Raw genomic sequence first — 24,679 nt, 5'->3', positions numbered from 1 at the left:
TCCTCGAGGGTTCGGCATTACTTTCGCACGTCGACCGAGGCCTGGTCGCACGTCGTTAGCTGATTGCTGCACACTCCGCGAAACCAGGCCATCTCGCGCTTGCGCGCTTCTTCGGGCCGTTCGCGCAGCACACCTGTGGCGGCGCGCTCGTGATGGATGCGGTATTCGATCAGCAACCAGGGACCCGCGCACCCCCGAATGGCCGTCACTTCGCCCATGTCGGTCAGCCAGTCCTCGCCGAGGTCGACGACTACCTCGCCCGCCGGGTCGGGCCGGGCGTAGCCGATCGACGACTGGATGCCGACCTGGGCCGCGTCGGCCTCGATCCAGCCTCCGGTCGTGGGAATGGCGCGTGGCGGGACGGGCTTTCCATCCGCATCGAGCGCCTGCTCATCGGTGACATGCGCAATCCTGAGCCAGCCAGAGCGGGCCGCGACCACGTCGAACTCGACGTTGGGGCGCTCTTCCTGCGCGCGCGTCCAGACCGGGAGGTGGCCAAGCACCTCGCCCCCCCGAGATGGCGTCGCGTGGAGCGCCACTGGTGCCTTCGCGCGATACGATAGCCAGGCCGTCAAGGCGCACGGCATGGATTCGGTCGGCACCGATACCTGTGCGGCGCTTGCCGGTGTCCCGGCCGGCAGCAACAGCATCGAAGCCGCCGCGACGAGAGCAGGCCAGGTGCGACGCGCGTCAGTCAACCAGGTCATCCTCCTCGAACGGGCACGAACCGGTGGCGACCGCGACACCCTCAGCGTCATACCAGCGGCTGGTGCCATCGCGTTCGAAGCAGACCCGCGCCGATCCCGTCGCCGGATCCATGACGATCGTCCACGAGCGCTGCTCGCAGCCATGTTGCTGGCAGCCCGCCGTAACCAGCGCCGCGCCGTGGCGCCAGACCGGTTTCCAGGGGTTGGCCCCGGCGGTGAGGACCCATTTGCGGATGGCGGCATCCTTCACCACCGCCCTGACGGCATCCTGCACCCGTGGGTGGTGCAGGAAGTCCGTGCCGTCCACCGCCTCGAACGGGTTCTTGCCAAGATAGCGCGCAAGATCGGGAACCGGCGGGCCGACCACCGGCGTGGGTTCCGGCGCGGGAGCCGCAGCGCGTTCACGGCCCTGTGGCCACGCCGATGCCGCCGGTGCTCGCGCCTCTGCCGCCGCAGCGCCCTCACTCGCCTCGCTCGCGGCCGTGCTGGTCTGGACGGCCGCCGCGCCTTGCGGTTCGGACGAACAGGCCGAAGTGGCCGCCAAGAGCATGGCCCCAATGGCCCAATGCGTGCGTCTCATCGGGGAAAGGCCCTCTTCATGGTTGTGTCTGCGCAGGCCCGTCCGCGGGGCGGGTGAACCGTTCGAGCGTCTGCGTCCATTCGCGCACAAGTGTCTCGCGCCGCGCCGCAGGGAGCGTGCGGGGCAAGCACACCACCGCCGCCTTGCGGCCTGTCACTTGCGTGCAGGCCCAGGTGGAGGAGCGCAGCGGTTCGCGCCCCCAGAACACGACGCTGTCCAGTGTCTCGGCCGAAACGCTGACGAACAGGTCGGGCAACGCCTCCTCTTGCGCAGCGCGCGCATGCCACTCGCACAGCGCGAGCGAAGACAGCAGCGACCCCGGCGCACCACAGGGCAGGCCTTCGGGTGCAACCGGGAACAGCCGCGACATCAGGGCGTCGAGTTCGGGCGCGCTGGCCGCCGTGTCCTCGGGCTTGAGGGCCTCCAGCGCCGCGCGGACGTCCGCCACCGTCGCGAGCGCGCCCGAAGCCGCATCGGCCGGTGTTGCCAGGAACAGGCTCGCGGCAAGCGGCAAGGTCAACACTGTGGCCAATCCGGCTTTCATCGGCACGTCTCCATTCTTCCCCCGAACCGACGGCCGGTTCACGAAGGTCCGCCCATATGCAATCGATGATCGCGACCGCCTGGCCCTGCGGATGGGCAAAAGCGATCTTCCGGACATTGCGCATCGTTCGATTTTCCGAAGTTGACAAGCTAATTGATCGTTGTCAAATTATAAATTGAGCGATGTTGATTTAACACGTCCCCCTGCTGGAGAATGACCCTTGCGCGTTGCCCCTTCCCGCCTGGCCCCTCCTCACCTCACGCTGCCCTTGCTGCTGGCGCTGGGCGCGTGCTCCTCGCAGGCACCCACACCGGACGACAGCGGCACACCACCCGTGGAGGCGACGGACAGCCCCGCCGTCGAAGCGCAAGCCTCGCCCGCACTCTCGCTGACGTCCACCGCACCCGCTATCCGCCTTGCCGCCGTCCCCGAGGTGCCCGTCCACAAGGGCGGCGCGAGCGGACAGGAATTCTGCAGCCAGTTCGTGAAAAAGCCCGCGAGTGCAGCCGCCAGGGCGGTGCGCGACGCGGGCTGGGCGGTCACCGGGGAGGCCAGCCAGGGCGGCTACGAGCTCGTCAGCTTTGCCGGCGCGATGGAGCCGGGCACCAGCGGCACCTGCACGCTCGAGAAGGGCAACCTCGCGTTCTTCAAGGACGGCAAGATCCAGGCGATCGCCTATGGCCGCAAGGAAGACGACCTCGCGATCGGCCTGGTCGAAGCGGGCGAGAGCGGGCTGCGCATCCGCGATGGCGATGTCCTGCACCAGAACGCGGCGATCATCTCGATCGGCGCGAACGGCGCCATCCGCATCGCCCCCATGCCCGCGAAAGAGGCGGTGTGCACCGGCACGGCCGCCGTGCCCAAGATCCAGGACCTGCCGATCGACAAGGCGCGCACCCTGCTGCTCAAGGCGGGCTGGAATCCGCGCCCCAGGTCCGAACCCGTCTCGCAGATCGAGGATGGCCGCGCCTACGACCTGGTCCAGCAGGGCGTCGTCGAGGTCGACAGCTGCTCGGGCACGGGCATGGCCTATTGCAGCTTCGAATACACAGGCCCGGCCGGCGACCTTTCGGTGACGACCGTGGGCGACGGCGAATGGCCCACCGTTTCGGACTATGGCGTGACGTGCAAGGGTTGATCGGCCTCGGCGCGGTCCTGCTCGGCACTGCGGGCGCGCTGGCCCTTCTGCAACGGGGCCGCCCGCAGGCCGTGGCTCAGCGCGACGAGCGACGGCGCCGGGCGCTTGCGGACGAGGTCCTCGCGATCGGCGTTGCGCTGCGCCCACCCGAGACCTTGACCTGCGAAATCGACGAGGAGGCGGTTCGCATCGATGTGGTCGATCCGGCGCTGCGCACCGCGCAGACCGCCTCGACGATCGTCGCCCGCGTCGAGTTCTTTGCCGCGCAGCCTTCGGGCAGCCGCCCACTCGACGCCTCCGAACGGCGCCTGCGCGCGCAATACATGCAGCCTGTCGATGCGGGCGTCCGGATACCGGTCTACCGCCTGCCCCTTCAGTTCTCCGCTTCGGCGAATGCCCGGGACCCGGCCGGATTTGCCGCCTGGCGCGAGCGCCTCATAGACCTGCCGGACCGGATTTCGATACGCGATCTGGAGAACGCGGCCGAGGCGGCCTATCTCGCCACGCGGAGCGACGACTTCGACCGCACCGGCTTCTACATGAGCCGCCGCTGATCCAGGGCCAGGTCCGCGGGCTCGCCGTGATCCCGTTCGGGTAGAATTGCGGCGTGTCGGTCCAGGTGAGGAGCCGCAGCAGCCTGCCGCCGGGCTCGCCAAAGCGTGCGCAGGACGCCGTGTCGGTGGCTTTATCGAGGGACGCCGACTGCATCGCCCCGGTGCCGCTCACCCGCCCTCGCCTTCGACCACGGTCATCAAGGCATAGGCCATCACGCATTGCCCGCTCTCGGGGACCGCGCATAGCACGGTCTGCCCCGGCTCCAGACGGTCCGAACGCAAGAGATCGTCGAGCAGCAGGAACAGCGAGGCGGCGCCGACATTGCCCTTGTCGAAGAGATTGGTGAACCAGCGCTCCTCGGGGATCAGGCATCCGGCCCGCCGGGCGAGCGCGATCATCTCGTCGCGCAGGCTGCGCGCCGAGAAATGACACAGGAAGTGATCGACCCGCGCGGGATCGACGCGCCCCTCGTCGACCAGGCGCATGAGTTCGCCAAGCCACACCGGCAACATGCGGTGGAGCGCCTCGACGTCCTGGCGCAACTGGAAGGCGCCGGCACGCGCGGCCTCGCCGATGCTGGCGAAATGGCTCCAGGGTACGAGGCCGCCCTGCCCGTCCGCGACCGCGCCGCCGGTCATGCAGGGCGCGAAACGGTCGGCGAAGGAGCGCAGCGAAATCCACTCGATCCGCAGCGACAGCCCGCACTTGGCAGGGCTGTCCTCAAGGAGCACGCCGGCGGCCCCGTCGCTCAAGGTCCAGCGCAGGAATTCGGCATCGCCGGGCAAGGTGTCGTCCGGCGCCAGGCTCGCGGTTTCCCGGTAATGACCCGGACGGAAGTACCGGCTCGAGAATTCCGCACCGAGCGCGAGCGCGGCCGCATGTTCGCCGGCGGCAATCTGGAGCGCGGCGGATTTGAGCGCCATCATCGCGCTGGCGCAGACGCTCTGGTGGCTCGCAATCTCGAGCGGCGGAAGGCCCGAGGCCGCGTGAAGGCCGCTGGCGAAACCGGGCACCAGCAGGTCGTTCTGGGTGGTCGCCGTCGCCAGGTAGCCGATCTCGCGCCGGTCGCGCGGCGCGCGCGTGAAAAGATCGTCGAGCGCGGCGGCGCCGAGCCTGGCGAGGGTCCAGTCGGTCGTCCCCTCGGGCGTCATCGCATAGTGCCGTGTACGGATGCCGTTGCGCCGCAGGGTCAGGCGACCGAGCCGCTCCGCCTGCGCCGAAAGACGGCCGATATGGTCGGCCATCCGGGTGTTAGGGACCGGCTCTCCGGGCAGGAACTGGCCCGATCCGGTGATGTAGGCACGCATTGCGCGGACTCCCCAAGGTCTCGACGGACGGGTGGAGGGCCCTGAATGCCAACATTATGATCATCGTTCAATATAATTCTGGACGGCGCTCAATTTTTCCAGGCGGCGGCGCCTCAGCAATTTGCCCGGGCGGCTTCCAGATTTTCGCGGACGCGCGCGAGAGCCAGCGCCATGCCCTCGCTCTCGCCCATGAGAGCGAACGAGCCATTGAGTTCGAACATGCAATGGCCATGCACCGTGGCCACCAGCGAGCGCGCGAGGCGCGCCGCCTCCTCGTGACAGCTGGGCGGCAGGAAGGCGCGCACTTCGTCGACGACGATGTCGGTCAACAGGCCGCGCAGGGCATGATCCTCGGGCGGAAATTCGAGGTCGGGCGGGAGATGGTGGTCGTAGATTGCCATCCAGGCGTGGCGATTCGCGCGCGCGAAACCGAAATAGGCCTCGACCAGAGTGCGGATCCGGTCCTCCTCGCCCCGTCCGAGCGCCTCGCGCAGATAGTCGGTCCAAAGCGTAAACGTGCGCGTGTTGATCGCGATGATGAGGTGATCGTAGGTGCCGAAGACATTGTAAAGCGTGCCGATCGAGTAACCGATCCGTTTCGAGACTTCCCGAGCCGAGAAGCGCGCAAAGCCCACGTCCGCCATGTGCTTGTGCCCTTCGACGATGAACATCTGTTCCAGCTCTTTGCGGCTGTGATCGGATCGACGTCCCATAGTGTGCATAGTTAACACAAGGCGTCGAAATGTACAGCACAGGTTTTTAATTGATCGATGATCAATTTCACTTTATGCCTTGGTCCAAGAGAGAGCTTGTGCGGGTCGGGAGCGACGTCTCCACCCGAGACAATTGCGCTGCAGCCACCTGCCCAAAGGATATTCGCCTATGTTCGCACGACCCATCGCGGCGCTGATCGCCCTGGCTGTTCTGCCCGCTCAGCCGGCCCTGGCGGCCGGCAACGGGCCACACGGTGCGCCGGACCGCGCCGTCGTTGCCCTTGGCGCATTGTCCGCCGCCGACCTCGGCGTGACGTCGCCGCGCGGCAAGGCCTTTCTCGATCTGCTCCATCCCGGCCACCCCGAGGCCTGCGGTCCGAACGAAAGCGACGTCCTCGATTTCGAGCGTTCGTGCATGTGGTCGGCGCGCGAGGCCGACGACGACTTCGACATGCTGCTGGGCATAGACCAGGCGCACATCGTCAGCGTGGTGACCGCCTGGCCGGACCGCTTGCCGGCCTCGCTCTGGGACTGCCAGCCTGTGTTCGCGGATGACGCCGCAGGGGGCCTGATGGCCTGCGGCGTGCGCTCGGCAAGCGACGCGCAGCGCCGCCATTGGGCCCAGTCCTGGCGCGCCTTCCTCCAGTCGGCAAGCTGAGGGACCCATGGCCTGCGCCTTCACCCGCAACGCGGCGATCGCCGTTTTCAAGCTCCAGCCATCGAGGACCGCGCCTTGCCCAGCCTGTTGATCATCGCCGCCGCGCTGGCGACCACCACCCCAAAAGCGGACCAGCCCGCATTCGAACCGCTGTCAGAGACCGGCGCGCAGGCCCCTTCCTGCACCGCCGACGGCGCGGTATGCGTCTCGGGATCGCGCGAAGGCGCCTTCGCGGTGACCTTGCACGGCCAGCCCCTGGCGCAGTGGCAGGCGACCGATGCCGACGAGCGTGCCAGCTTCCGCGTGCTGCCCCGGCTCCTGCGCCTTCGCGGCGGCACCGGCCTTCTCGTTGAAGTGGGCCTGCGCCGGACACGGATGTATTCGGGCGGCAATGCCGAAGTCGTGTCGCGGCGCCTCATGCTGATACGCCCCGGGCAGAAGCCGGTCGCGGTTCTCGAGGCGCCTTATTCAAGCGACATCGCGATCCGCGCCTGCTTCGACGACAAGGACGCGCAGCGGCGGCGCGGGGCCTGCCATGACGAATATTCGCTCGAGAGCGATCTCAAGGTCGGCGCGGGCACGTCCGGCGGCCTGCCCGACCTGCAACTGGCCGTGCTGGCGACATCCTTCCCGCGCGGGGTCAGCCGCTCCTCGGATTCGCTCGCCATGGCGCCGCTCGGCGAAGACGATCTCATCGAGGTCACCGATCCGACCTGCTCGTACGTGCGCAACTACCGCTTCGACGCGGCAGCCGGGCGATATGTGCCCGATGCGCCGCTTCCCGCTTGCACGGATTTCACCGCGCCGTGATCCGGCCCCGTTCGCCCAGGAGTTTCATCCCGATGCGTCATCTTGCTTCCTTTGCCGTCACCGCGGCCGCCCTGCTCGGCGCCGTTTCCCCCGCCTTGGCACAGACCGGTGACGCCCCCCAACGCTCGTCATCCTCGCCCGCGCGCGCGACGCTCTGCCAGCCCGGCCCCGACGAACCCCGCAATTCCGAGTTGTTGCGGCCCGGCCGCACCGCGACCTGTCCTTACAACGCCAACGAACTTGAGCAGAAGATCATCCACCTGATCGAACACGCCGCAACCACGCGCGAGCAGGCTGCAAGCCTCGCGCTTCAATTCGGACTGCCGGCCCTGACGACGTCCTACGACGCCACACGTATCGCCGACTACGGCATGGGGATCCGCGGGGCCAACGGGCTCAAGGCGCGCCTCTGGATCAAGGAAGCCGCATTTCCGCTCGACGACGCACTGCCCCCGGCCTTCGAGCCGGGGCTCTTTCCCGAACGGCTCCTGCCGATCGAGAAGCTCGACGTGAGCATCTGGCTCACCCTGTTCCCGGACGCGGGCGATGGCCAGCCCGGCACCTGCATTACCGCCGCACCGCTCGCCGAAGCGGCCAAGGCGGCGGGGTGGGAGGACGAGACCTCGATCTCGCAGATGTACGTAACCGACGGAGGGGCTGGCTACCCCCTGTTCCACGGCGCCGACGGACGCATCCTCACGATGCGCCTGCAACACCAGAAAAACGGCCTGCCCACGGCCGAAGAAATGGCGACGAGCTGCCTGCTCGAAGTGCACATCGCGCTACCGCCCGAGGGCCAGGAACGGCTTGAGGGTCCCCACATCCCCCGCCCCTGAACGGGTGCGAAAGAGCTTCAATTCCCGAAGTAGTTGTCGAGAAACGTGCGCAGTTGCGCGTTGCGCGCGCGGGCGTGCAGGACGACGCACTCCTCCTCGGCAAGCCCCTCGGCGGTGCCGTCGCCGAAAACATTGGCGATGAGCCCGCAATCGGCCGCGACGAACGCCTGCCAGTTGCGCTGTGCGGTGGCGAGCGAAGCAGCCCCGGCCTTGTAGTCGGTTCCCGGCGGTCCTTTGCTCGCCAGGTGCGCGTCGATCCGCGCCAGAAGCGCCGTTTGCGTCGCTTCGAGCGCTTCGCGGTGCGCGAGCATGCAGCGCCCCCACCCGAAGGTATCGTTGTCGCCCTCGGCCTCGGCCTGCTTTACGCATTGGTCCAGCCAGGCCGGATCGTCCTTGGCCAGAGGCGCTCCGGCTGCCTTCGAGTGCGCGGGAGCGGCCAGCGCCGGGGACGCGGCAAGCACGGCAAGCAGCGCCGGGACCGCTCCGCGCAAAATCTTCGAACGCATCATACCATGCTCCTTTCGAGCCGGAAAAGAATGGGAAGGGCGCCCGAAGGCGTCAGCGCGGGGTCGAAACCGGCGGAACATTGACCATCACGGGCTCGGGAAGGCCCAGCAATTCGCGAAGCGCCTTGCTGTCGGGGTGAAACAGGCCGAGCGTGCGCTCGTTGATGGTGAGCGCGGTTTCAAGGTCGCGCTGCGCGTCCGCGTCGCGCCCGAGGCCCTTTTCGGCAAGGCCGAGGTTGCCGTAGCTTTCGCCCGTGAGGGCATTGTCGTGTCCCAGCGCCGCTTCGCGCAGGCGCACCGCATGGGCGAACTGCCCGCGCGCCTCCTCGAACCGACCTCGCCGGAAATAGTTCATGCCAAGGCCGTTGTACCCCGTGGCCGTGTGCACGTCCTCAGCGCCGTAGAGCGAGGTCCAGGTCGCGATCGCCCGGTTGTAGAGCACCTCGGCGCGGTCGAACTGTTTCTGCGCGTCGAGATTGAGCGCGGTATTGACTTCGGTCTCGGCCACGAGGTCCGGCACGGTGCCGTTCTTGCGGCGTATGTCGAGGGCCTTCACGAACATCATGTGCGCCTCGTCGTAGCGCTGGTAACCGCTCAGCGCGACGGCGAGGTTGTTGTAGGCGGTGCCGGTATCGAGGTCGTCCTTGCCCAGCTTCTTGAGCCGGATCGCAAGGCACTCGCGATAAGCCGTCTCGGCCGCGTCCGCGTAGCCCTGCGCATTGAGCGCCAGAGCGAGGGACGAATAGGCCTGCGCCGCCTCGAGGCCATGCTTCTTATGGGCCTGGCGCAGTTCCTCGAGCGCCGCGTTGGCGGCCGCAACGCCATCGCGCGCACGCCCCTGCTTGGTGAGATTGTAGCTGAGCGCCGAATAGGCATCGGCCAACGCGAGGCGGGTATCGGTCTTCCGGGGCGAGGCCAGCTGCAGCAGCCTCGTCGCCTGGTGCCGCAACAATTCCGCGTCCTCATAGCGGCCCTGCTGCTCCAGATTGCCGGCAAGGCGGGCAAGCCCTTGCGCCACCAACGGGTCGCGCTCGCCCAGCAGCCAACGCCGCTGGCGCAAAGCCTCGCGCCAATACGCTTCGGCCTCGGGATACCTGCCCTGCTTTTCCAGCGCCTGGGCCTGCTCCATCACCGCGCCGAGCCGCGCGACGGCGGCGTCGACTTGCTCCGAATTGGCGGGATAAGGCTCTGGCGCCATCCACGTGGAAACCCCTTCCGGGATCTGGGGCGAGGGGGCCGCGGCGAGCGCCGAGGTCCACAACGCGATGCTCGCGAATTGCGTGGCAAACACCTTCAAATTCCCTTCGATCTGCGAGGCCGACGGCTCGACTGGATAGCTCTCTCCCCCGCAACCTAACCAAAAATGACCGGCGTTCAAATAAAAATTGTACAATGCTCATTTGTTGGGTTACGAATCCTCTCGATCCGCAAAGCCAGGTTCTCGCCGACCGCGATCGAGGATGGGCTGCGCGGCCCGATCTGCTACCAATGCCGCACCCGGGCCAAGACGTGCCCGCCGCTGGCCGCCCGCACCGCGCAACGCAAGGATCCGAACATGTCCGCTCCCGATTTTTCGCTTCTTGCCAGGCGCCGCTTCGGACCGATGTTCCTCGTCCAGTTCCTGGGCGCCTTCAACGACAACCTGCTCAAGTTCGCCATGCTGTTCCTGGCCAACTTCGGACTCTTCGCGACCCAGCCCGAAAAGGCGGAAATGCTCGCGGCCGTCGCGACGGGCCTGTTCATCCTGCCCTACTTCCTGTTCTCGGCACTCGCGGGACAGCTTGCGGACATGATCGACAAGGCGCGCCTGATCCGCGCGATCAAGCTGGCCGAGGTGGTCATCATGGCGCTCGGCCTTGCCGGCTTCTGGTTCCAGTCGATCCCGGCGCTGCTCTGCGCGCTGTTCCTGATGGGCCTGCACTCGACGCTGTTCGGCCCGGTCAAGTACTCGATCCTGCCCCAGCACTTGCGCACGCACGAGATCCTGGGCGGCACGGGACTGATCGAGAGCGGCACCTTCCTCGCGATCCTGGGCGGGCAATTGCTGGCGGGCGCGATCCCGGCCTGGGAGGCGGGCCTGGCGGCCATGGCGATTGCGGGCGCGGGGTTCCTCGCCAGCCTGCTGATCCCGGCGGCACCGCCGATCCGCGACCACCACCACCTCGACTGGAACCTGTTCAAGGGCACCTGGGACATCCTGCGCACGGCGCGTGGCGGGCGCGGCGTCTGGCTGTGCATCCTGGGCATCAGCTGGTTCTTCGCGGCCGGTGCCGTGCTCGTTTCGGAATTCGCCCCGCTGGTCAGCGGCACGCTTGCCGCGCGCCAGGAGGTGGCGACGCTGTTCCTGATCGTGTTCTCGCTGGCGATCGCGCTGGGCTCGATGCTCGTCAACCGGCTGCTGGGCGGCGAGGTCTCGGCGCGCTACGTCCCCGTCTCCGCACTCGTCCTCGCCGCCGGGCTGCTCGACCTGTGGCTGGCCACCAGCGGCTTCGAGGTCCGCACCGCCGGAGCCACGATCGGCCAGTTCCTTGCAACGCCCGGCGCCTGGCACATCCTTTTTGCGCTTTTCGTGATCGCCGTTGCGGGGGGCATGTTCATCGTGCCGCTCTACGCGCTTCTGCAAGTCGAGAGCCCCCCTGAGGAACGCTCGCAAATCATCGCGGCCAACAACATCGTCAACGCCGGGATCACCGTTCTCGTGGTGCTCGCCCTGACCGGCCTGCTGGCCGCCGGGACCGGCGTGCCCGGCCTCATCGGCGTGCTCGGCTTCGCGACGCTCGGGGTGGCGTTCGCCAGCATGTGGCTGCTGCCCGACACCGTGTTCAAGTCGGTCATCAAGCTGACCTTGAAGCTGCTCTACCGGGTCGAGGTGAGCGGCATCGCGAACATGCCCGCCCCCGGCGAAGGCTGCGTCGTCGTGGTCAACCACGTCAGCTTCCTCGACGGCGTGCTGCTCGGCGCCTTCCTGCCGGGCAAGCCCACCTTCGCGGTCAACACCCACATCGCCCGGGCCTGGTGGATCAAGCCGTTCCTCGGCCTGTTCGACGCCTTCCCGGTCGACCCGACCAACCCGATGGCGGCCAAGGCGATGGTCAAGGCGGTGCGCGAGGGCCGCACGCTGGTGATCTTCCCCGAAGGGCGCATCACCGTGACCGGATCGTTGATGAAAGTCTTCGACGGCCCGGGCATGGTGGCCGACAAGGCCAACGCGCCGATCATCCCGGTGCGTCTCGACGGACCGCAATATACCCCCTTCTCGCGTCTGCGCGGCAAAGTGCGCCGGCACTGGCTGCCCAAGGTGACGCTCACCGTCCTGCCGCCGCGCCGCTTCGCCATCGAAGGCGAGATGAGCGCGCGCGAACGCCGCGCCATTGCCGGGCGCCGCCTCTACGACGAGATGAGCCGGATGATCTTCGACACCTCGCGGATCGAGCGTACGCTGTTCGAGACGCTGTGCGACGCGCGCGCGCTGCATGGCGCGGGCACCCTCGTGGTCGAGGACGTCAAGCGCGAGCCGCTGAGCTACCGGCGCCTGATCACCGCCTCCGCCCTGCTCGGCAAGCGGCTCGCACGCCTGAGCGACAAGGGCGAGGCAATCGGCGTGCTCCTGCCCAACGTCACGGGCGTTGCCGTCACGTTCTTCGCGCTCCAGGCGATCGGCCGCGTTCCGGCCATGCTCAACTTCACGGTCGGCCCGGCCAGCGTGCGATCGGCCTGCACGACCGCGCAAGTCCGCACCGTGGTCACCGCGCGCGCTTTCGTCGAGCAGGCCGGGCTGGAACCTCTGACGGCGGCACTGGAAGAGGACGGCGTGCGGATCGTCCATCTCGAAGACCTCGCCGCGAGCATCCGCGCGGGCGAGAAGCTGTGGGCTCTCATCACCAGCCCGCGCGCCGCCGCGCGCCATCGCCGCCAGGGCATCCGCCCTTCGGATCCGGCGGTGATCCTGTTCACCAGCGGCTCGGAAGGAACCCCCAAGGGCGTCGTCCTCAGCCACCGCAACCTGCTTGCCAATTGCGCGCAGCTCGCCGCGCGGATCGACTTCAACTCGAGCGACGTCGTGCTCAACGCCCTGCCCGCCTTCCACAGCTTCGGGCTCACCGGCGGCACCCTGCTCCCGCTGCTGAACGGCATCCGCACCGTGCTCTATCCCAGCCCGCTGCACTACCGGATCGTCCCCGCGCTGGCCTACGATGCCAATGCGACGATCCTGTTCGGAACCGATACCTTCCTTTCGGGCTATGCGCGCATGGCGCATTCCTACGACTTCTATTCGCTGCGCTACATCTTCGCGGGCGCCGAGCGGGTGCGCGAGGAAACCCGGCGCACATATGCCGAAAAGTTCGGCCTGCGCATCCTCGAGGGCTACGGCGCGACCGAGGCCGCTCCGGTGATCGCGGTGAATACCCCGATGCACTTTCGCGCCGGGACCGTCGGGCGCCTGCTGCCCGGAATCGAGGCACGGCTCGAAGACGTCCCCGGCATTGCGGAAGGGGGCCGCCTGCACATCCGGGGGCCCAACGTGATGGCCGGCTACATGCTGGCCACCGACCCCGGCACGCTCCAGGCCCCCGGCGAAGGCTGGCACGACACCGGCGACATCGTCAGTCTCGACGAGGCGGGTTACGTGACCATTCGCGGCCGCGCCAAGCGCTTTGCCAAGATCGGCGGGGAAATGGTCTCGCTGCCGGCGGTCGAGGGTTACGCGGCCCAGGTCTGGCCCGGGGCCGAACACGCGCTCGTTACCCGCCCCGATCTCCGCAAGGGCGAGCAGATGGTGCTGTTCACCACCGCCCGTGACGCCGAGCCCAAGGCCCTCCTGAACTGGGGCAAGGCGCATGGCGTGAGCGAGCTGATGATCCCGCGCGAAATCCGGGTGCTGGACGAACTCCCGGTCCTGGGAACCGGCAAGGTCGACTACGTGACGCTGGGGCAAATGGCCGCCGCGTGAACCGCATCCATGCGCCGGGTGCATTGCCTCGGCCGCTGGACAGGCTATGATCGCCCCCATGCAAGATCGACAGGACCACTTCGCCTACTGCGTCCAGCTCCTTGGGGGGACGACCGCCTTTGCCCGCCGCCTGCGGATCGACGAACGCGCCATCCGCCGCTTCGTCAACGGCGAGCGCGAGATCAGCGACGGCCTGCTGCGCGACACCGCCAAGACCCTGGACGAGCTCGCCGCGCAGGCCCGCGAAGCCTCGGACGCGATCTCGGCCTCGCTCGTTTCCGAACCTGGCGAACCCGGCCCCGCCGCCTGACGCACGGGTCCGGGCCGGGTCAGGCAGGCTGAGAGCCGTCCGGCGCATGGCCTGCCTCCCCTCGCTCCCAATAGGGCGGCGTGCCGAAAGTGCGCTGCAGGCTGTCGCCAAAGGCACGGATCTTGGCGGCGGCGCCGTGGTCCTTGGGATAGGCGAGGAACAGTTCGGCCTGTTCGGCCTGCATCCCGACGTCGACTTCGACGAGCGCGCCCTCGGCAAGGGCCTCGTGAATGAAGAAGGTCGGCAAAAGGGCGATGCCAAGACCTTCGATGGCCATGTCGCGCATGATGAGGCCGCTGTTGACGCGCAGCGCGGCCGGAGGACGGATTACCGTCCAGCCGTGTTGCGCGCGTCCCGCGTGGTCCTGCGCCGCCGAGAACCGCCAGTCGCTGGCCCGGTTCGAATAGAGGATCGCGCGGTGACGCTCGAGGTCGACGGGCGCGGCCGGCGTTCCATGCCGCTCCAGGTAGCGCGGCGAGGCGACCAGCAGGCGCTGGCTGCGCGCCAGCCGCCGGGCGATCAGGCGCCCGTCCCCCACCGCGCCATGCCGCAGGACGGCATCAAAGCCGCCGCTGGCCGCATCCACGAAGTTGTCGTCGAGTTCGAGCGAAAGGTCGATCTCGGGATAGTCGCTCAGGAAGCGCGCAACAGCGGGCCCGAGATGGAGAACGCCAAACCCGACAGGCGCTGAAATGCGCAACGGTCCGGCAAGCTTGCCGCTGCGCACGGCCAGTTCGGAGGTCGCCTCCTCGACTTCGCGCAGAATCCGCCGGGCGCGGGGCAGGAAGGTCTCGCCGCTCCCGGTAAGCGAAAGCCGGCGGGTGGAGCGCTGGATCAGTGTCGTTCCCAGCGTGCGTTCGAGTTCGGCGAGACGTTCGCTCACGACCGACTTGGCCAGCCCAAGCCGCCGGGCGGCCAGACTGATCGAGCCGGCCTCGGTGGCCATGACAAAGGCGACGACCCCATCGAGCTTCATCATCGTTCGGATTTCCCGTCAACTAGAACCATGTTTCGCTGGCTAGTCCGAACAATGCTCCAGGTTCATGATCAGGTCCAGAGGTCGAGAGCCCCAGTCGCAATCACGCGGCATCGCCTCCCGCCCTGAACCAAGGAGATACGTCATGAACGATTTCACCGACAAGAACATCCTCGTCCTGGGGGGAAGCCGCGGCATCGGCGCGGCCATCGTGCGCCGCTTCGCCGCCGGTGGCGGCCAGGTTGCCTTCACCTATGCCGGTTCACGTCCGGCTGCGGAAAAGCTCGCGGCCGAGACCGGCGCCAGCGCCATCCAGGCCGACAGCGCCGACCGCAGCGAACTCGTTGCCACGGTCGCCGGGCGCGGCGCGCTCGACATCCTCGTCATCGCCGCTGGAACGCTGGTCATGGGAGACCCGCTCGAGATCGAGGCCGACGCCATCGACCACATGATCGACGTCAATGTCCGCGCCCCTTACCACGCAGCCGTCGAAGCCGCCCGGCGCATGAACGCGAACGGGCGCATCATCGTCATCGGATCGGTCAACGGCGATCGCATGCCGATTGCCGGAGCGACGGCCTATGCCCTGACCAAATCGGCCGTACAAGGCATGGTCCGCGGTCTTGCCCGCGACTTTGGTGCACGCGGGATCACGGTCAATTCGATCCAGCCCGGGCCCACCGACAGCGACATGAACCCCGCCGACGGGCCGATGGCGCAAACCATGCACGGTTTCATGGCGATCAAGCGTCACGCGCGGCCCGATGAAGTCGCCGAACTCACCGCCTATGTCGCAGGCCCCCACGGCGCGATGATAACGGGATCGATGCAGACGATCGACGGCGGCTTCGGCGCCTGACGGCCGGACCGGCCACCTGCGGCCCGCAATCCCCAAAGCGCCGCCAGCAGGCGATCGCACAAGGCAAGGACGAGCGAGGCTTGTCCCCGCCTCGTGCGATCGCCCTTGTCTTCGAAACCCGCCTGCCCAAGCCTCGCGAGACCCGGCACTATCAGGTCCCCAATGAGATCCATCCCGCTTGTTCGGGTGGAACGTGCCTACAAGCCGAGCGGCCGCACTTCCCGGATCAGGTCGATCAGCAACCGCAAGGCGGTCGGCACTTGGCGACGACCGGGGTAGTAGACGTGGAAACCTTCGCCCATCGAAGTCCACTCCGGCAGGACGGGTACCAGTGCGCCGCTGGCGAGATCCGCGCGCAGGATCGGCTCGGCCCCGTAGATGATGCCCACCCCCGCCCGGCCAAAGCCGAGCGCAGCATGGCTTTCGTTCACCGTCAGGGGACCGGGGGTTGCGACCTCTATCGATTGCCCGTCACGCTCGAACTCCCACTTGTAGAGATGGTCGTTGCCGAGCCGGATGCCAATGCAGCGATGGTCCTGGAGGTCGAGCGGGTGCGAGGGTGTACCAAACCGCTCCAGGTAGGCGGGGGCAGCGGCGGCCATCCAGCGGATTTCCGGCGACAGTCGCCGGGCCACCATGTCTTCGGGCACTGTGCCCCCGTAGCGGATACCGGCATCGAAACCTTCGGCGATCACATCGACCATGCGGTTGCTGACGCTGATGTCGATGGTGACCTCGGGATAACGGTCGACGAAGCGGGGCATCACCGGATCGAGGAGAAGCGGCACGGCATCCTCCAGCAGGTTGATCCGCACCCGGCCCGCAGGTGCATCGCGAAACCGGTCGAGCGTCGCGGAGGCTTGCGTGATCCGCTCCAGCGGTCCCTCGATCATCGCGTGCAGGTCCTCGCCCGCTGCGGTGAGCGTCACGCTGCGCGTGGTTCTGTTCAACAATCGCACGCCGCGCCGCGTTTCGAGGGCGGTCATGGCATGGCTCAGCGCCGAGGGTGTCACGCCCAATTCCAGCGCCGCCCGGCGAAAGCTGCGATGCCGGGAAATGGCCATGAAATAGACGAAGTCGGCCAGGTCTGCGCGGCTGATTTGCATGTCTTACCCTAGCATATCGATGAGCACAGTTCATCAGTTCATTGCCGGCGAGGCATCTAATCGCGCACGTCCGATCGCACTAGATTGAAGCTCACAAGGCACCCGCACGGGATGCCCGACCGGGAGCCGTTCCATGGACCTCGCCATCAAACTTGTCGCCCTGGCGTCGGCGGCCACGTTCGCGATCGGCGCCGCCCCGGTGGACAAAGGAGCACACGATATGAATATCACCCGCAAAGAGGACCTCGTCACCGTCGAGGGGCCCGAGGCGTACTTCACCGGCAAGGCCACCATCACCGGCCAGTTCACGCGTGACGAGCCCTCGCGCCTGACCGGCGCGATCGTCCACTTCGAGCCTGGCGCGCGCACCGCTTGGCACGCGCACCCCATGGGCCAGACGCTGATCGTGACCCAGGGCGTGGGCTGGACGCAGATCGAGGGCGGTGGAAAGTACGAGTTCCACGAAGGCGACATCCTGTGGTGCCCGGCCGACACCAAGCACTGGCACGGTGCGACGCCCCATGAGGGCATGACCCATATCGCGCTGCAGGAGATGCGCGAGGGCACGAACGTCACCTGGATGGAGAAAGTCACCGACGCGGAATATCTCGCGCCCCTCGCAAAGGACTGAGGGCATGCCCCATGTCATCGTCAAGGTCTGGCCGGGTAAATCCGATAGCCAGAAGCGCCGGCTGACCGACGCCATCGCCGCCAGCGCGGCCGACATCCTCGGCTATGGGCCGGACTCGGTGTCCATCGGCATCGAGGAGGTCCCGTCCGGCGAATGGATGACCCGGGTCTATGCGGCGGACATCGCCGCGAAGTGGTCCAGCCTCGCCAAACAGCCCGGTTACGGCCCCGGCCCCGCCCCAAGTGCCCCCGGAGAAAACTGAGAAACAATCCATGCTGAACGAAACCTATACCCTCAACAACGGGGTCACCATCCCCAGCCTTGGCCTCGGAACCTGGTTCATCGAGGACAAGGACGCCGCGCAGGCGGTGCGCGACGCCTCCGCCATCGGCTACCGCCATTTCGACACCGCGCAGGCTTACGGCAACGAGCGCGGTGTGGGCGAAGGCATTCGCACTTGCGGCCTCGCGCGCGAGGAACTGTTCGTCACCACCAAGCTGGCCGCCGAAATCAAGACCCTCGACGCGGCGCGCCGCTCCATCGACAGTTCGCTGCAGGCGCTGGGCCTGGACACGATCGACATGATGATCATCCACAGTCCGCAGCCCTGGAACGAGTTCCGCAAGGGCGAGCACTACTTCGAAGGCAATCGGCTGGCGTGGCGCGCGCTCGAGGAAGCGCTTGCCGCCGGCAAGCTGCGCGCGATCGGCGTGTCGAATTTCGAGACGGTCGATATCGACAATATCCTCGAGAACGGCTCGGTGCGCCCCGCAGTCAACCAGATCCTCGCCCATGTCGGCAACACGCCGTTCGAGCTGATCCGCGACATCCAGGACCGCGGCATCCTGGTCGAAGCCTATTCGCCCTTTGGCCATGGTGAGATCCTGCGCGACGAGGGGCTCGTCACGATGGCGGCCTCCTATGGCGTGAGCGTGGCCCAGCTTGCCATCCGCTATTGCCTGCAGCTCGGCATGCTGCCCCTGCCCAAGACCGCCAATCCCGCGCACATGCGCAGCAATGCGCAAGTGGACTTCACCATCGCGGCCGCGGACATGGAAACACTGCGCGGCGTGGTCCCGATCGCCGATTACGGCGAGGCCAGCGTCTTTCCCGTCTACGGCGACAACGCGCGCAGCGCCTAGTTGCAGCCGGCGGTAGGGGGCGGCATCGCGCCGCTCCTGCCACCGCGTCCACGCCGCGAACTGGGCGCGCCGCGATCGATGTCCCTAAGTTGTAAGAATGAAAGCCTAGGCGACCCCGAGCGATCAGGAGTGCGCCTTGAGCTGGCTACGCGACATCGACCGGTGGTTTCTATCCGAAGTCCTGCCCCATGCCTCGGCGTACCGGGCCAGGGCTGCTCGCTTCTGCGGCCGCGACGAGGCCGATGATCTCGTCCAGGAGGCCTATGCGCGGGTGCTCGATTCGAACGATTTCCGATCGATCCAGTCTCCGCGTGGCTTCGTTCTCACGATCGTGCGCAACCTCGCGCTGGAACGGCTGCGCCGCGCCAACGTGGTGCGCATCGATTATCTCGCCTCGCTCGAGGTGCTGGACTTGGTGGACCCCTCTCCCGATGCCTTCACGGTCTCCTCGGACCGCTCCGAGCTGCGCCAGCTCCTGCTGCTGATCGAGCAACTGCCCCCGCAATGCGGACGGGTGCTGCACATGCGCAAGATCCAGGGAATGTCTCCGGTCCAGATCGCCGAGGCACTCTCGATCTCGCTTTCCACGGTCGAAAAGCATATCGCCAAGGGCCTTGCCCTTGTAACGCGGGCTCGGCGTGACGATAGTGCACGTCCGGAGGTAACGTGCCCGAAAATTCCCGTCCCGACACGCCGCGCGTCGACCTGATCGAAGTCGCCGCGAAGTGGCTTGCTGGCCTCGATGCCGGCACGGCGGACGTGCGCGCCTTCGAGGCGTGGCGCGAGGCCGATGCGCGCCATGCCGCCGCATTCGCGCAAGTGGCGGGAACCTGGAGCGATCTTGGCGAACTGCGGCACCTGCCGGATGGGGCTGCCCCTGCGCCCTTGGGCCTCTCGGGTCTTGCCGCGCCAGCGCCCGAGGCAGGTACGGATGACGGCCCCGAATTCTCGCCGACCACCCGTAACAGCCGGCGCCGGTTCCTGCGGACCGGGCTCGCGCTTGGCGCCGTGGCGCTGGGCGGGGCCGGCGTGACCTATCGCGCCGCCGCGCGCGACAGCGCCAGCACGGGCGTGGGCGAAAGCGGAAAGGTCGCCTGTGGATCGGCGATGGCGATCGACCTCAACACCGACAGCCGGATCTACTGGAAGGAGGGCGAGCCGCTTCGCCTCTGGCTCGAGCGCGGGGAAGTTGCCATCCATCTGGCCAGCGCACACCGCCTTTCGCTCATCACCCAGAGCGGCACGTTCCAGCTCGCACCCGGTTACTACAACGCGCGGATACGCAACGCGAGCTGCGAGCTGACGGTCCTTGCGGGAAGTGGCCGGTTCGGCGCGCAAGGCCGCGCGCTGCCCCCCGGCGTGACCGCGCTCGCGACCGCCGGTAAGGCGAGCCTGCGCAAGGATGCCGACGAGCTTGACCGGGTCACCGCGTGGCGCAACGGCACGCTGATCCTCACCGGGGAAAGCCTCGACTACGCGCTCTCGGAAATGAACCGCTATCTCGAGCACAAGATCGTGATCGGCGACCCCGGCCTCTCGCGCCTGCGCATTGGCGGGACATTCGCCACCGCGAACCCGGAGGAATTCCTCGAGGCCCTGCGCACGTCCTTCGCCATTCGCACCCACCGCGACGCCGCCGGCGGGATCGTCTTGACCCGCGCCTGATTTTTTTCGCGCGGCGAGTAGCGGTTTCGGCCGCGTCATCCATCCCTACCCCGACAATTGCACTTTGTGGGGTTCTTTCCATGTTCAAGTACCTGACGACGACCGCCATGCTGGCGGCCGTGTTGCCGACGGCTGCCCACGCGCAGGACAGGTCGCGTGAAATCGCATTCGACATCAAGGCGTCCGACACCGCGGATGCGCTCAACGCCTTTGCCCGTCAGGCCGGGGTGCACGTTTCCTTTCCCTACGACGCCGTGGAGGGCCGCCGCGTCGCGGCCTTGCGCGGACGCTACACCCGCAGCGAGGCCCTGCGCCGCCTGATCGCCGGACAAGGGCTGGACATCGCCAGCGAAAGCGCCACGCTCGTCTCGCTCAAGGCCGCCCCTCCCTCGCCCTCGCCGGACAAGGCCCCGCTCGCCGCCGCCGAACCGCAGGAGGAAATCGTCGTGCTGGGCTATGGCAATTCGCGCCAAGTCCAGACAGTTGCCCCCAAGGCCATGAGCAAGAGCACGGCGGGTGCCTCGCCGCTACGCTCGCTCAACCGGCTGCCGGGGGTGAACTTCGATTCCTCCGACGCCAACGGTACTTACGAAGCCGCCACCCAGGTCTCGATCCGCGGCTTCGTCACCGACCAGATGGGCTATACGCTCGATGGCGTGCCGCTCGGCAACATGCAGTACCGCAACAACAACGGCCTTTCGATCAACCGCGCGCTGCTGAGCGAGAACAACGGGGGAGCAACGTTGTCGCAGGGCAGCGGCGCGCTCGGCACCGCCTCCACCAGCAACATCGGCGGCACGATCGACTTCACCTCGATCGAGGCGACCCGCGACTTCGGCATCGATCTTGCCCAGAGCTATGGCAGCGAGAATTCCTGGCACAGCTTCGTGCGCGTGAATTCGGGCGAGCTTCCCTGGGGCGGCCGCCTCATGCTGGCCTATGCCCACGATCGGCAGGGCAAGTGGCGCGGATGGGGCGAACAGGTCCAGGACCAGATCAACGCCAAGTACGTGCAGCCGCTGGGTGACAGCGTGACCTCGACCACCTTTCTCGACCTGATCGACCGCCGCGAGGACGACTACAACGACCTCTCGCTGGCGAAGATCAAGCAGTATGGCTGGAACTTCGACAACGTCCCGACTTTCGCACTCGCCGAAGAACTGGCGCGCGCGGTGCAGAATGGCACCGCGGTGCCCGCGCCTTACGTCAACGCGGATGATGCCGTCTACAACGGCGGCGGCGTGCGGCGCGACCTGCTGGCCTACGAGCGGCTCGACTACGACATCGGCGCGCGGCTGTCGGGCTCGACCACCGGCTATATCCATCTCGATCACGGCATCGGAACCTGGGCCGACCCTTACGATCCCACGCCCGAAGCCTATGGCGGATCGCCCGTTTCGGTTTCGGCGCTGCGCTATGACGTGAACCGCAAGGGCGTCATCTCGCGCCTCTCGTTCACGGCGGGCAACCACACCCTCGCGGGCGGCGTCTGGTACGAGCACAATGTCTTCGAGCAGGGGTCCTATCTCTACGGCCTCGAAGAAGGCGTGACGCCCAAGGACATCCAGCAGTTCTACACCGACCCCTTCCAGACCAACTGGCACTACATCTTCACCACCGACACGCTGCAGCTGGACATCGGCGACACCTGGCAGGCCACCGACCGTCTGCGCGTCAACGCCGGCGTCAAGGGCGTCGTCTCGAAGAATTCGGGCGAAACCATCACCAGTTCCAAGCCGATCGACGGTTCGATCAAGGCCGAGAACTGGTTTCTGCCTACCGCCGGCCTGCTCTATGATCTTGACGGTTCGAGCGAGTTCTTCGCCGACTATACCCGCAACATGGCCGCCTTCGTCGCCTCGGCCTCGAGCGGGCCGTTCTCGAGCAGTTCGCAGGCCGGCTTCGACTACATCCGCAGCGACCTGAAGCCCGAGATGACCAACACCTTCGAGGCCGGCTACCGCTACCACGATGCCGCCCTCCAGCTCTCGCTCACCGGCTACTACGTCAAGTTCACCAATCGCCTGCTGGCCTCCTCGATCAGCGCGACGATCGTGGGCAACCAGAACGTTCTCCAGAACGTGGGCAGCGTGACCTCGCGCGGGCTCGAGGCCGCCGCCAGCTGGAAGTTCGCGCCGAACTGGTCGGTCTATGGCAGCTGGGCCTACAACGACGCGACTTACGACGATGACGTGCAGCCGCTGGGCGGCGACGTCGTCGCGACCAAGGGCAAGCAGGTCGTGGCCTCGCCCAAGAATGTCGGCAACCTCGAATTCGACTACGACGATGGCCAGCTGTGGGGACAAGTCTCCGCGCATTACCGCAGCAAGCGCTACTACAGCTATCTCAACGATGCAGTCCTGCCCGGCGCGGTCAACGTCAACGCCTCGGCCGGTTACCGCTTTGCAGGCGGCATCGAGGTGCAACTCAACGTCAACAACGTCTTCGACAAGCGCTACATCGCCTCGACCGGCACCGCGGGCTTCGTGACCTCGGATCCGGAAGGAACCTATACGACGCTTCAGCCTGCCGCGCCGCGCCAGGTCTTCGGCACCGTGCGCCTGCATTTCTGACCTCCCCCTCCCCGCCTGCGGTCCGATCCTGCCGGGCATCGGACCGCAGGCCCTTTTGCGTTCCCGAAGAGGCTCTCCTGCCATGCACCGTCGCCATCTCCTCCAGGCCGCCCTCGTCGCGCCCGGGCTTTCGCTCGCCACCGGTCCGGCGCTCGCCCGGGCCCGTTCGGACATCAGTGCCCAGGCCTTTCGCTTCGCGTTCCTCAGCGACACCCACATCCGCCCCGAAGGCGATGCGGACCGGGCCTGCGCACTATGCTTCGAGCAGATTTCGGACAGCGACTGCGAATTCGTGATCCACGGCGGTGACCACGTCGAGGACGCGCTGGAAGGAACCCGTGCGCGCGCCACGATGCTGATGGACCTCTACCAGCGCACCGAGCGCGCCCACCTTCGCAAGAAGGTCCACCACGTGATCGGCAACCACGATTGCCTCGGCGTCTTCCCCGAGAGCGGGATCGCGCCCGAGGAGCCGGGCTACGGCAAGGCGTTCTACACCGAGCGCTTCGGCCCCCGCTACTACGCCTTCGACCACAAGGGCGTGCATTTCGTGGTGCTGGATTCGATCGGCCTCACCGACGATCGCAACTATGAAGGCCGCGTCGACGAGGCCCAGCTCGAATGGCTCGCCGCCGATCTCGCCGCCTTGCCACAAGGCCGGCGCGTGATCGTCGTCACGCACATCCCGCTGGTAACCGCGCTGGGCTGTTACGAGCCGGTGTCGTGGCTGGATACACCGCACAACTGGACTTTCGTGGTCAATTGCCGCGAAGTGCTCCGGATCCTGCGGGGGCACAACGTGATCGCCGTGCTGCAAGGGCACAGCCACGTCTTCGAGCAGATCAGCCTCAATGGCCTGCATTTCATTACGACGGGCGCGGTGGCCGGGGCCGACTGGCGCGGCACGTTCCTGGGAACGCCCGAGGGCTATTGCGAGATCGACGTCGACGGACAATCCGTGACCGCCACGTACCGCACATATGGCTTCGATGTACCCGACCGCCGGGACGTTCCCATCTGAGGGCCCATCCGAGAGCTGATCCCCAGGCCTTTCGGTTTGCCTCCTGCGATTTGGACATTTGTCGTTCGATCGGTCAGGATGGCCATTGCGACCAACCGACCGAGAGGAGAGCGGCGTGGTTCATGGCCGGGCAAAGGTGGCGACCTGTCTTCTTGGCCTTTTCGTTTCCGGGGCGCTGCTGGGCGTTCACGCCCTTGCCGATCCGCCGCAAGGTGGCGATCCCGAGATCGTGGTCATGGCCAGGCGCATGCAGCTCATTGAGGTGGAGTACGCAGTGCGCGGCAATTGGCTGGTGCAGTGCGCCCCCCGCCAGTCGACAGGCTCCCCCGCCGCCGATCGCATGATATGCGTCTTGCTCGCCCAATGCCTGAGGGAAGGTCAGACGGGGACCAAGCGCGCCAAGGCATGCCTCAACGGCCGCATCCACGCACTCGCCCAAGGCGGGACACCCGAACCGGCAGGCCCTGCACCTTGGCAAGAGGCCCCGCCCGCGGGCGCGATGGCACCACCCGGACCGGTGACCACGCCATCCCCATCTCCCGCGCTTGAAATCGTCGTAAGCGCAAAACGGGCCGAGCTCTCCTCCGGCCTATGGGATTTCACCGAGCTGACGATCCACGTATCGAGCACCGATCGGAACGCACCACCCCTTGCCGATCACTGGCAGGCGTGCGTGTCCGACGGTGATCGCGAGAAGGCGCTTGCGCGGGCCCTCGAATTCCGGCGCTATTGGGCCAACGATCCCGTTCCGCACGCCTGCCGCGCCTGGAAAGTGCGCCGGAGTGGCAAATCGCTCACCGGCACACTGAGTTGCACGCTCCCCTCGGGGGCGACATTCCATGGCAAGCTGACGGGCGCGTTGGACGACGAGAGCCTCGAGATATCGCGCGTGAAGAAATTCATCGGCGGCGGCGGCAGGGGGAAATTCGCGACGACGACGTCCGAGCTCAGCGGCCGTCGGCTGGGCCTATGCGGCGCCGACTGAAGTCGGCAAGCCTCGCGCCGTCATCGCGCAAGTGCACTCTGGCCGCTTGCGCGTTCAAGCGGGCCGGAAAATCCTCCATACGATTGTCATGATCGGCAATTATGTG

At 67.1% G+C, this 24,679-nt stretch carries 25 protein-coding genes; 16 read left to right on the top strand and 9 right to left on the bottom strand.

The window, feature by feature from the left end:
• Positions 1-17: 17 nt before the first annotated feature.
• Genes HT136_RS13105 through HT136_RS13095 form a run of 3 tightly spaced genes read right to left on the bottom strand, consistent with a single transcriptional unit; the run spans position 18 to position 1,831 of the window.
• Complete coding sequence (locus tag HT136_RS13105) at positions 18-698, bottom strand: hypothetical protein (RefSeq protein WP_214200217.1); 681 nt, start codon at positions 696-698, stop codon at positions 18-20.
• Positions 691-1,287, bottom strand: coding sequence for a hypothetical protein (locus tag HT136_RS13100; RefSeq protein WP_214200216.1), 597 nt, complete (start codon positions 1,285-1,287; stop codon positions 691-693). Before HT136_RS13100 ends, HT136_RS13105 begins: the two co-directional genes overlap by 8 nt.
• Positions 1,288-1,303: 16 nt before the next feature.
• Positions 1,304-1,831: a hypothetical protein gene (locus HT136_RS13095; RefSeq protein WP_214200215.1), complete on the bottom strand. Its 528-nt coding sequence runs from the start codon at positions 1,829-1,831 to the stop codon at positions 1,304-1,306.
• 220 nt (positions 1,832-2,051) lie between these two features.
• Here HT136_RS13095 and HT136_RS13090 point away from each other — a divergent pair, with 220 nt between their 5' ends.
• A complete protein-coding gene (locus HT136_RS13090) occupies positions 2,052-2,969 on the top strand; it encodes a hypothetical protein (protein WP_214200214.1) in 918 nt (305 codons plus the stop codon).
• Positions 2,927-3,523 (top strand): hypothetical protein, encoded by a 597-nt coding sequence (locus HT136_RS13085; RefSeq protein ID WP_214200213.1) that lies wholly within the window; start codon positions 2,927-2,929, stop codon positions 3,521-3,523. The genes HT136_RS13090 and HT136_RS13085 overlap by 43 nt, the downstream gene beginning before the upstream one ends.
• 168 nt (positions 3,524-3,691) lie before the next feature.
• On the opposite strand, the gene HT136_RS13080 is transcribed toward HT136_RS13085, so the two are convergent.
• Together HT136_RS13080 and HT136_RS13075 are read right to left on the bottom strand one after the other, a co-directional pair.
• Positions 3,692-4,831 (bottom strand): 3-oxoacyl-[acyl-carrier-protein] synthase III C-terminal domain-containing protein, encoded by a 1,140-nt coding sequence (locus tag HT136_RS13080; protein WP_214200212.1) that lies wholly within the window; start codon positions 4,829-4,831, stop codon positions 3,692-3,694.
• A 113-nt stretch (positions 4,832-4,944) separates the two neighbouring features.
• The gene (locus HT136_RS13075) at positions 4,945-5,502 is read right to left on the bottom strand and encodes a TetR/AcrR family transcriptional regulator (protein WP_246543674.1); all 558 of its coding nucleotides are present in this window, start codon (positions 5,500-5,502) and stop codon (positions 4,945-4,947) included.
• A gap of 211 nt (positions 5,503-5,713) precedes the next feature.
• Between HT136_RS13075 and HT136_RS13070 the strand changes: the two genes are divergently transcribed.
• The 3 genes from HT136_RS13070 to HT136_RS13060 all read left to right on the top strand — a co-directional run bounded on the left by HT136_RS13070 (position 5,714) and on the right by HT136_RS13060 (position 7,848).
• Positions 5,714-6,202: a hypothetical protein gene (locus HT136_RS13070; protein WP_214200210.1), complete on the top strand. Its 489-nt coding sequence runs from the start codon at positions 5,714-5,716 to the stop codon at positions 6,200-6,202.
• A gap of 75 nt (positions 6,203-6,277) precedes the next feature.
• Positions 6,278-7,012 carry a hypothetical protein gene (locus HT136_RS13065; RefSeq protein ID WP_214200209.1) on the top strand — a complete coding sequence of 245 codons (735 nt, stop codon included), beginning with the start codon at positions 6,278-6,280 and terminating at the stop codon, positions 7,010-7,012.
• 32 nt (positions 7,013-7,044) lie between these two features.
• The gene (locus tag HT136_RS13060; RefSeq protein ID WP_214200208.1) at positions 7,045-7,848 is read left to right on the top strand and encodes a hypothetical protein; all 804 of its coding nucleotides are present in this window, start codon (positions 7,045-7,047) and stop codon (positions 7,846-7,848) included.
• 17 nt (positions 7,849-7,865) lie between these two features.
• On the opposite strand, the gene HT136_RS13055 is transcribed toward HT136_RS13060, so the two are convergent.
• Positions 7,866-8,357, bottom strand: a complete 492-nt coding sequence (locus HT136_RS13055; RefSeq protein ID WP_214200207.1) for a lysozyme inhibitor LprI family protein — start codon at positions 8,355-8,357, stop codon at positions 7,866-7,868.
• Positions 8,358-8,406: 49 nt separating this feature from the next.
• Entirely contained in the window at positions 8,407-9,645 is a 1,239-nt protein-coding gene (locus HT136_RS13050; RefSeq protein WP_214200206.1) for a tetratricopeptide repeat protein, read from the bottom strand.
• Positions 9,646-9,909: 264 nt separating this feature from the next.
• Here HT136_RS13050 and HT136_RS13045 point away from each other — a divergent pair, with 264 nt between their 5' ends.
• Together HT136_RS13045 and HT136_RS13040 are read left to right on the top strand one after the other, a co-directional pair.
• Positions 9,910-13,305, top strand: a complete 3,396-nt coding sequence (locus HT136_RS13045; protein WP_214200205.1) for an acyl-[ACP]--phospholipid O-acyltransferase — start codon at positions 9,910-9,912, stop codon at positions 13,303-13,305.
• Positions 13,306-13,363: 58 nt separating this feature from the next.
• Positions 13,364-13,615, top strand: a complete 252-nt coding sequence (locus HT136_RS13040; RefSeq protein ID WP_246543673.1) for a hypothetical protein — start codon at positions 13,364-13,366, stop codon at positions 13,613-13,615.
• 19 nt (positions 13,616-13,634) lie between these two features.
• Here the strand turns inward: HT136_RS13040 and HT136_RS13035 are convergent, their stop codons facing one another.
• Entirely contained in the window at positions 13,635-14,594 is a 960-nt protein-coding gene (locus HT136_RS13035) for a LysR family transcriptional regulator (RefSeq protein WP_214200203.1), read from the bottom strand.
• Between the two features lie 142 nt (positions 14,595-14,736).
• Between HT136_RS13035 and bdcA the strand changes: the two genes are divergently transcribed.
• Positions 14,737-15,450 carry an SDR family oxidoreductase gene (gene bdcA / locus HT136_RS13030; RefSeq protein ID WP_214200202.1) on the top strand — a complete coding sequence of 238 codons (714 nt, stop codon included), beginning with the start codon at positions 14,737-14,739 and terminating at the stop codon, positions 15,448-15,450.
• 197 nt (positions 15,451-15,647) lie between these two features.
• Here bdcA and HT136_RS13025 read toward each other — a convergent pair whose 3' ends face one another.
• A complete protein-coding gene (locus tag HT136_RS13025; RefSeq protein WP_214200201.1) occupies positions 15,648-16,556 on the bottom strand; it encodes a LysR family transcriptional regulator in 909 nt (302 codons plus the stop codon).
• A 220-nt stretch (positions 16,557-16,776) separates the two neighbouring features.
• On the opposite strand from HT136_RS13025, the gene HT136_RS13020 reads away from it, so the two are divergent.
• From HT136_RS13020 to HT136_RS12985, 8 genes are all read left to right on the top strand, one after another.
• Positions 16,777-17,187, top strand: a complete 411-nt coding sequence (locus HT136_RS13020; RefSeq protein ID WP_214200200.1) for a (R)-mandelonitrile lyase — start codon at positions 16,777-16,779, stop codon at positions 17,185-17,187.
• 4 nt (positions 17,188-17,191) lie between these two features.
• Complete coding sequence (locus HT136_RS13015; protein ID WP_214200199.1) at positions 17,192-17,449, top strand: tautomerase family protein; 258 nt, start codon at positions 17,192-17,194, stop codon at positions 17,447-17,449.
• 10 nt (positions 17,450-17,459) lie between these two features.
• On the top strand, positions 17,460-18,329 hold the full coding sequence (locus HT136_RS13010) for an aldo/keto reductase (protein WP_214200198.1): 870 nt from the start codon (positions 17,460-17,462) through the stop codon (positions 18,327-18,329).
• A 136-nt stretch (positions 18,330-18,465) separates the two neighbouring features.
• Entirely contained in the window at positions 18,466-19,038 is a 573-nt protein-coding gene (locus tag HT136_RS13005) for an RNA polymerase sigma factor (RefSeq protein ID WP_214200197.1), read from the top strand.
• Entirely contained in the window at positions 18,996-19,994 is a 999-nt protein-coding gene (locus HT136_RS13000) for a FecR family protein (RefSeq protein WP_214200196.1), read from the top strand. Before HT136_RS13005 ends, HT136_RS13000 begins: the two co-directional genes overlap by 43 nt.
• 80 nt (positions 19,995-20,074) lie before the next feature.
• Positions 20,075-22,567 carry a TonB-dependent receptor gene (locus HT136_RS12995; RefSeq protein ID WP_214200195.1) on the top strand — a complete coding sequence of 831 codons (2,493 nt, stop codon included), beginning with the start codon at positions 20,075-20,077 and terminating at the stop codon, positions 22,565-22,567.
• A gap of 82 nt (positions 22,568-22,649) precedes the next feature.
• On the top strand, positions 22,650-23,588 hold the full coding sequence (locus tag HT136_RS12990) for a metallophosphoesterase family protein (protein WP_214200194.1): 939 nt from the start codon (positions 22,650-22,652) through the stop codon (positions 23,586-23,588).
• A gap of 136 nt (positions 23,589-23,724) precedes the next feature.
• Complete coding sequence (locus HT136_RS12985; RefSeq protein WP_214200193.1) at positions 23,725-24,573, top strand: DUF3617 domain-containing protein; 849 nt, start codon at positions 23,725-23,727, stop codon at positions 24,571-24,573.
• Positions 24,574-24,679 lie beyond the last annotated feature (106 nt).

This window comes from Novosphingobium profundi (assembly GCF_018491765.1).
Taxonomy (GTDB): Bacteria; Pseudomonadota; Alphaproteobacteria; order Sphingomonadales; family Sphingomonadaceae; genus Novosphingobium; species Novosphingobium profundi.
Note: the sequence above shows the minus strand (reverse complement) of the source record. Positions and strands in the feature narration are given on the sequence as shown.

Coding starts and splice junctions, on each gene's coding strand:
- HT136_RS13015 (WP_214200199.1), top strand. CDS start 17,192: ATGCCCCATGTCATCGTCAAGGTCTGGCCGGGTAAATCCGATAGCCAG.
- HT136_RS13080 (WP_214200212.1), bottom strand. CDS start 4,831: ATGCGTGCCTACATCACCGGATCGGGCCAGTTCCTGCCCGGAGAGCCG.
- HT136_RS13020 (WP_214200200.1), top strand. CDS start 16,777: ATGAATATCACCCGCAAAGAGGACCTCGTCACCGTCGAGGGGCCCGAG.
- HT136_RS13055 (WP_214200207.1), bottom strand. CDS start 8,357: ATGATGCGTTCGAAGATTTTGCGCGGAGCGGTCCCGGCGCTGCTTGCC.
- HT136_RS13075 (WP_246543674.1), bottom strand. CDS start 5,502: ATGTTCATCGTCGAAGGGCACAAGCACATGGCGGACGTGGGCTTTGCG.
- HT136_RS13060 (WP_214200208.1), top strand. CDS start 7,045: ATGCGTCATCTTGCTTCCTTTGCCGTCACCGCGGCCGCCCTGCTCGGC.
- HT136_RS13025 (WP_214200201.1), bottom strand. CDS start 16,556: ATGCAAATCAGCCGCGCAGACCTGGCCGACTTCGTCTATTTCATGGCC.
- bdcA (WP_214200202.1), top strand. CDS start 14,737: ATGAACGATTTCACCGACAAGAACATCCTCGTCCTGGGGGGAAGCCGC.
- HT136_RS13045 (WP_214200205.1), top strand. CDS start 9,910: ATGTCCGCTCCCGATTTTTCGCTTCTTGCCAGGCGCCGCTTCGGACCG.
- HT136_RS13040 (WP_246543673.1), top strand. CDS start 13,364: ATGCAAGATCGACAGGACCACTTCGCCTACTGCGTCCAGCTCCTTGGG.
- HT136_RS13010 (WP_214200198.1), top strand. CDS start 17,460: ATGCTGAACGAAACCTATACCCTCAACAACGGGGTCACCATCCCCAGC.
- HT136_RS13100 (WP_214200216.1), bottom strand. CDS start 1,287: ATGAGACGCACGCATTGGGCCATTGGGGCCATGCTCTTGGCGGCCACT.
- HT136_RS13085 (WP_214200213.1), top strand. CDS start 2,927: ATGGCCCACCGTTTCGGACTATGGCGTGACGTGCAAGGGTTGATCGGC.
- HT136_RS13095 (WP_214200215.1), bottom strand. CDS start 1,831: ATGAAAGCCGGATTGGCCACAGTGTTGACCTTGCCGCTTGCCGCGAGC.
- HT136_RS12995 (WP_214200195.1), top strand. CDS start 20,075: ATGTTCAAGTACCTGACGACGACCGCCATGCTGGCGGCCGTGTTGCCG.
- HT136_RS13035 (WP_214200203.1), bottom strand. CDS start 14,594: ATGATGAAGCTCGATGGGGTCGTCGCCTTTGTCATGGCCACCGAGGCC.
- HT136_RS13070 (WP_214200210.1), top strand. CDS start 5,714: ATGTTCGCACGACCCATCGCGGCGCTGATCGCCCTGGCTGTTCTGCCC.
- HT136_RS12990 (WP_214200194.1), top strand. CDS start 22,650: ATGCACCGTCGCCATCTCCTCCAGGCCGCCCTCGTCGCGCCCGGGCTT.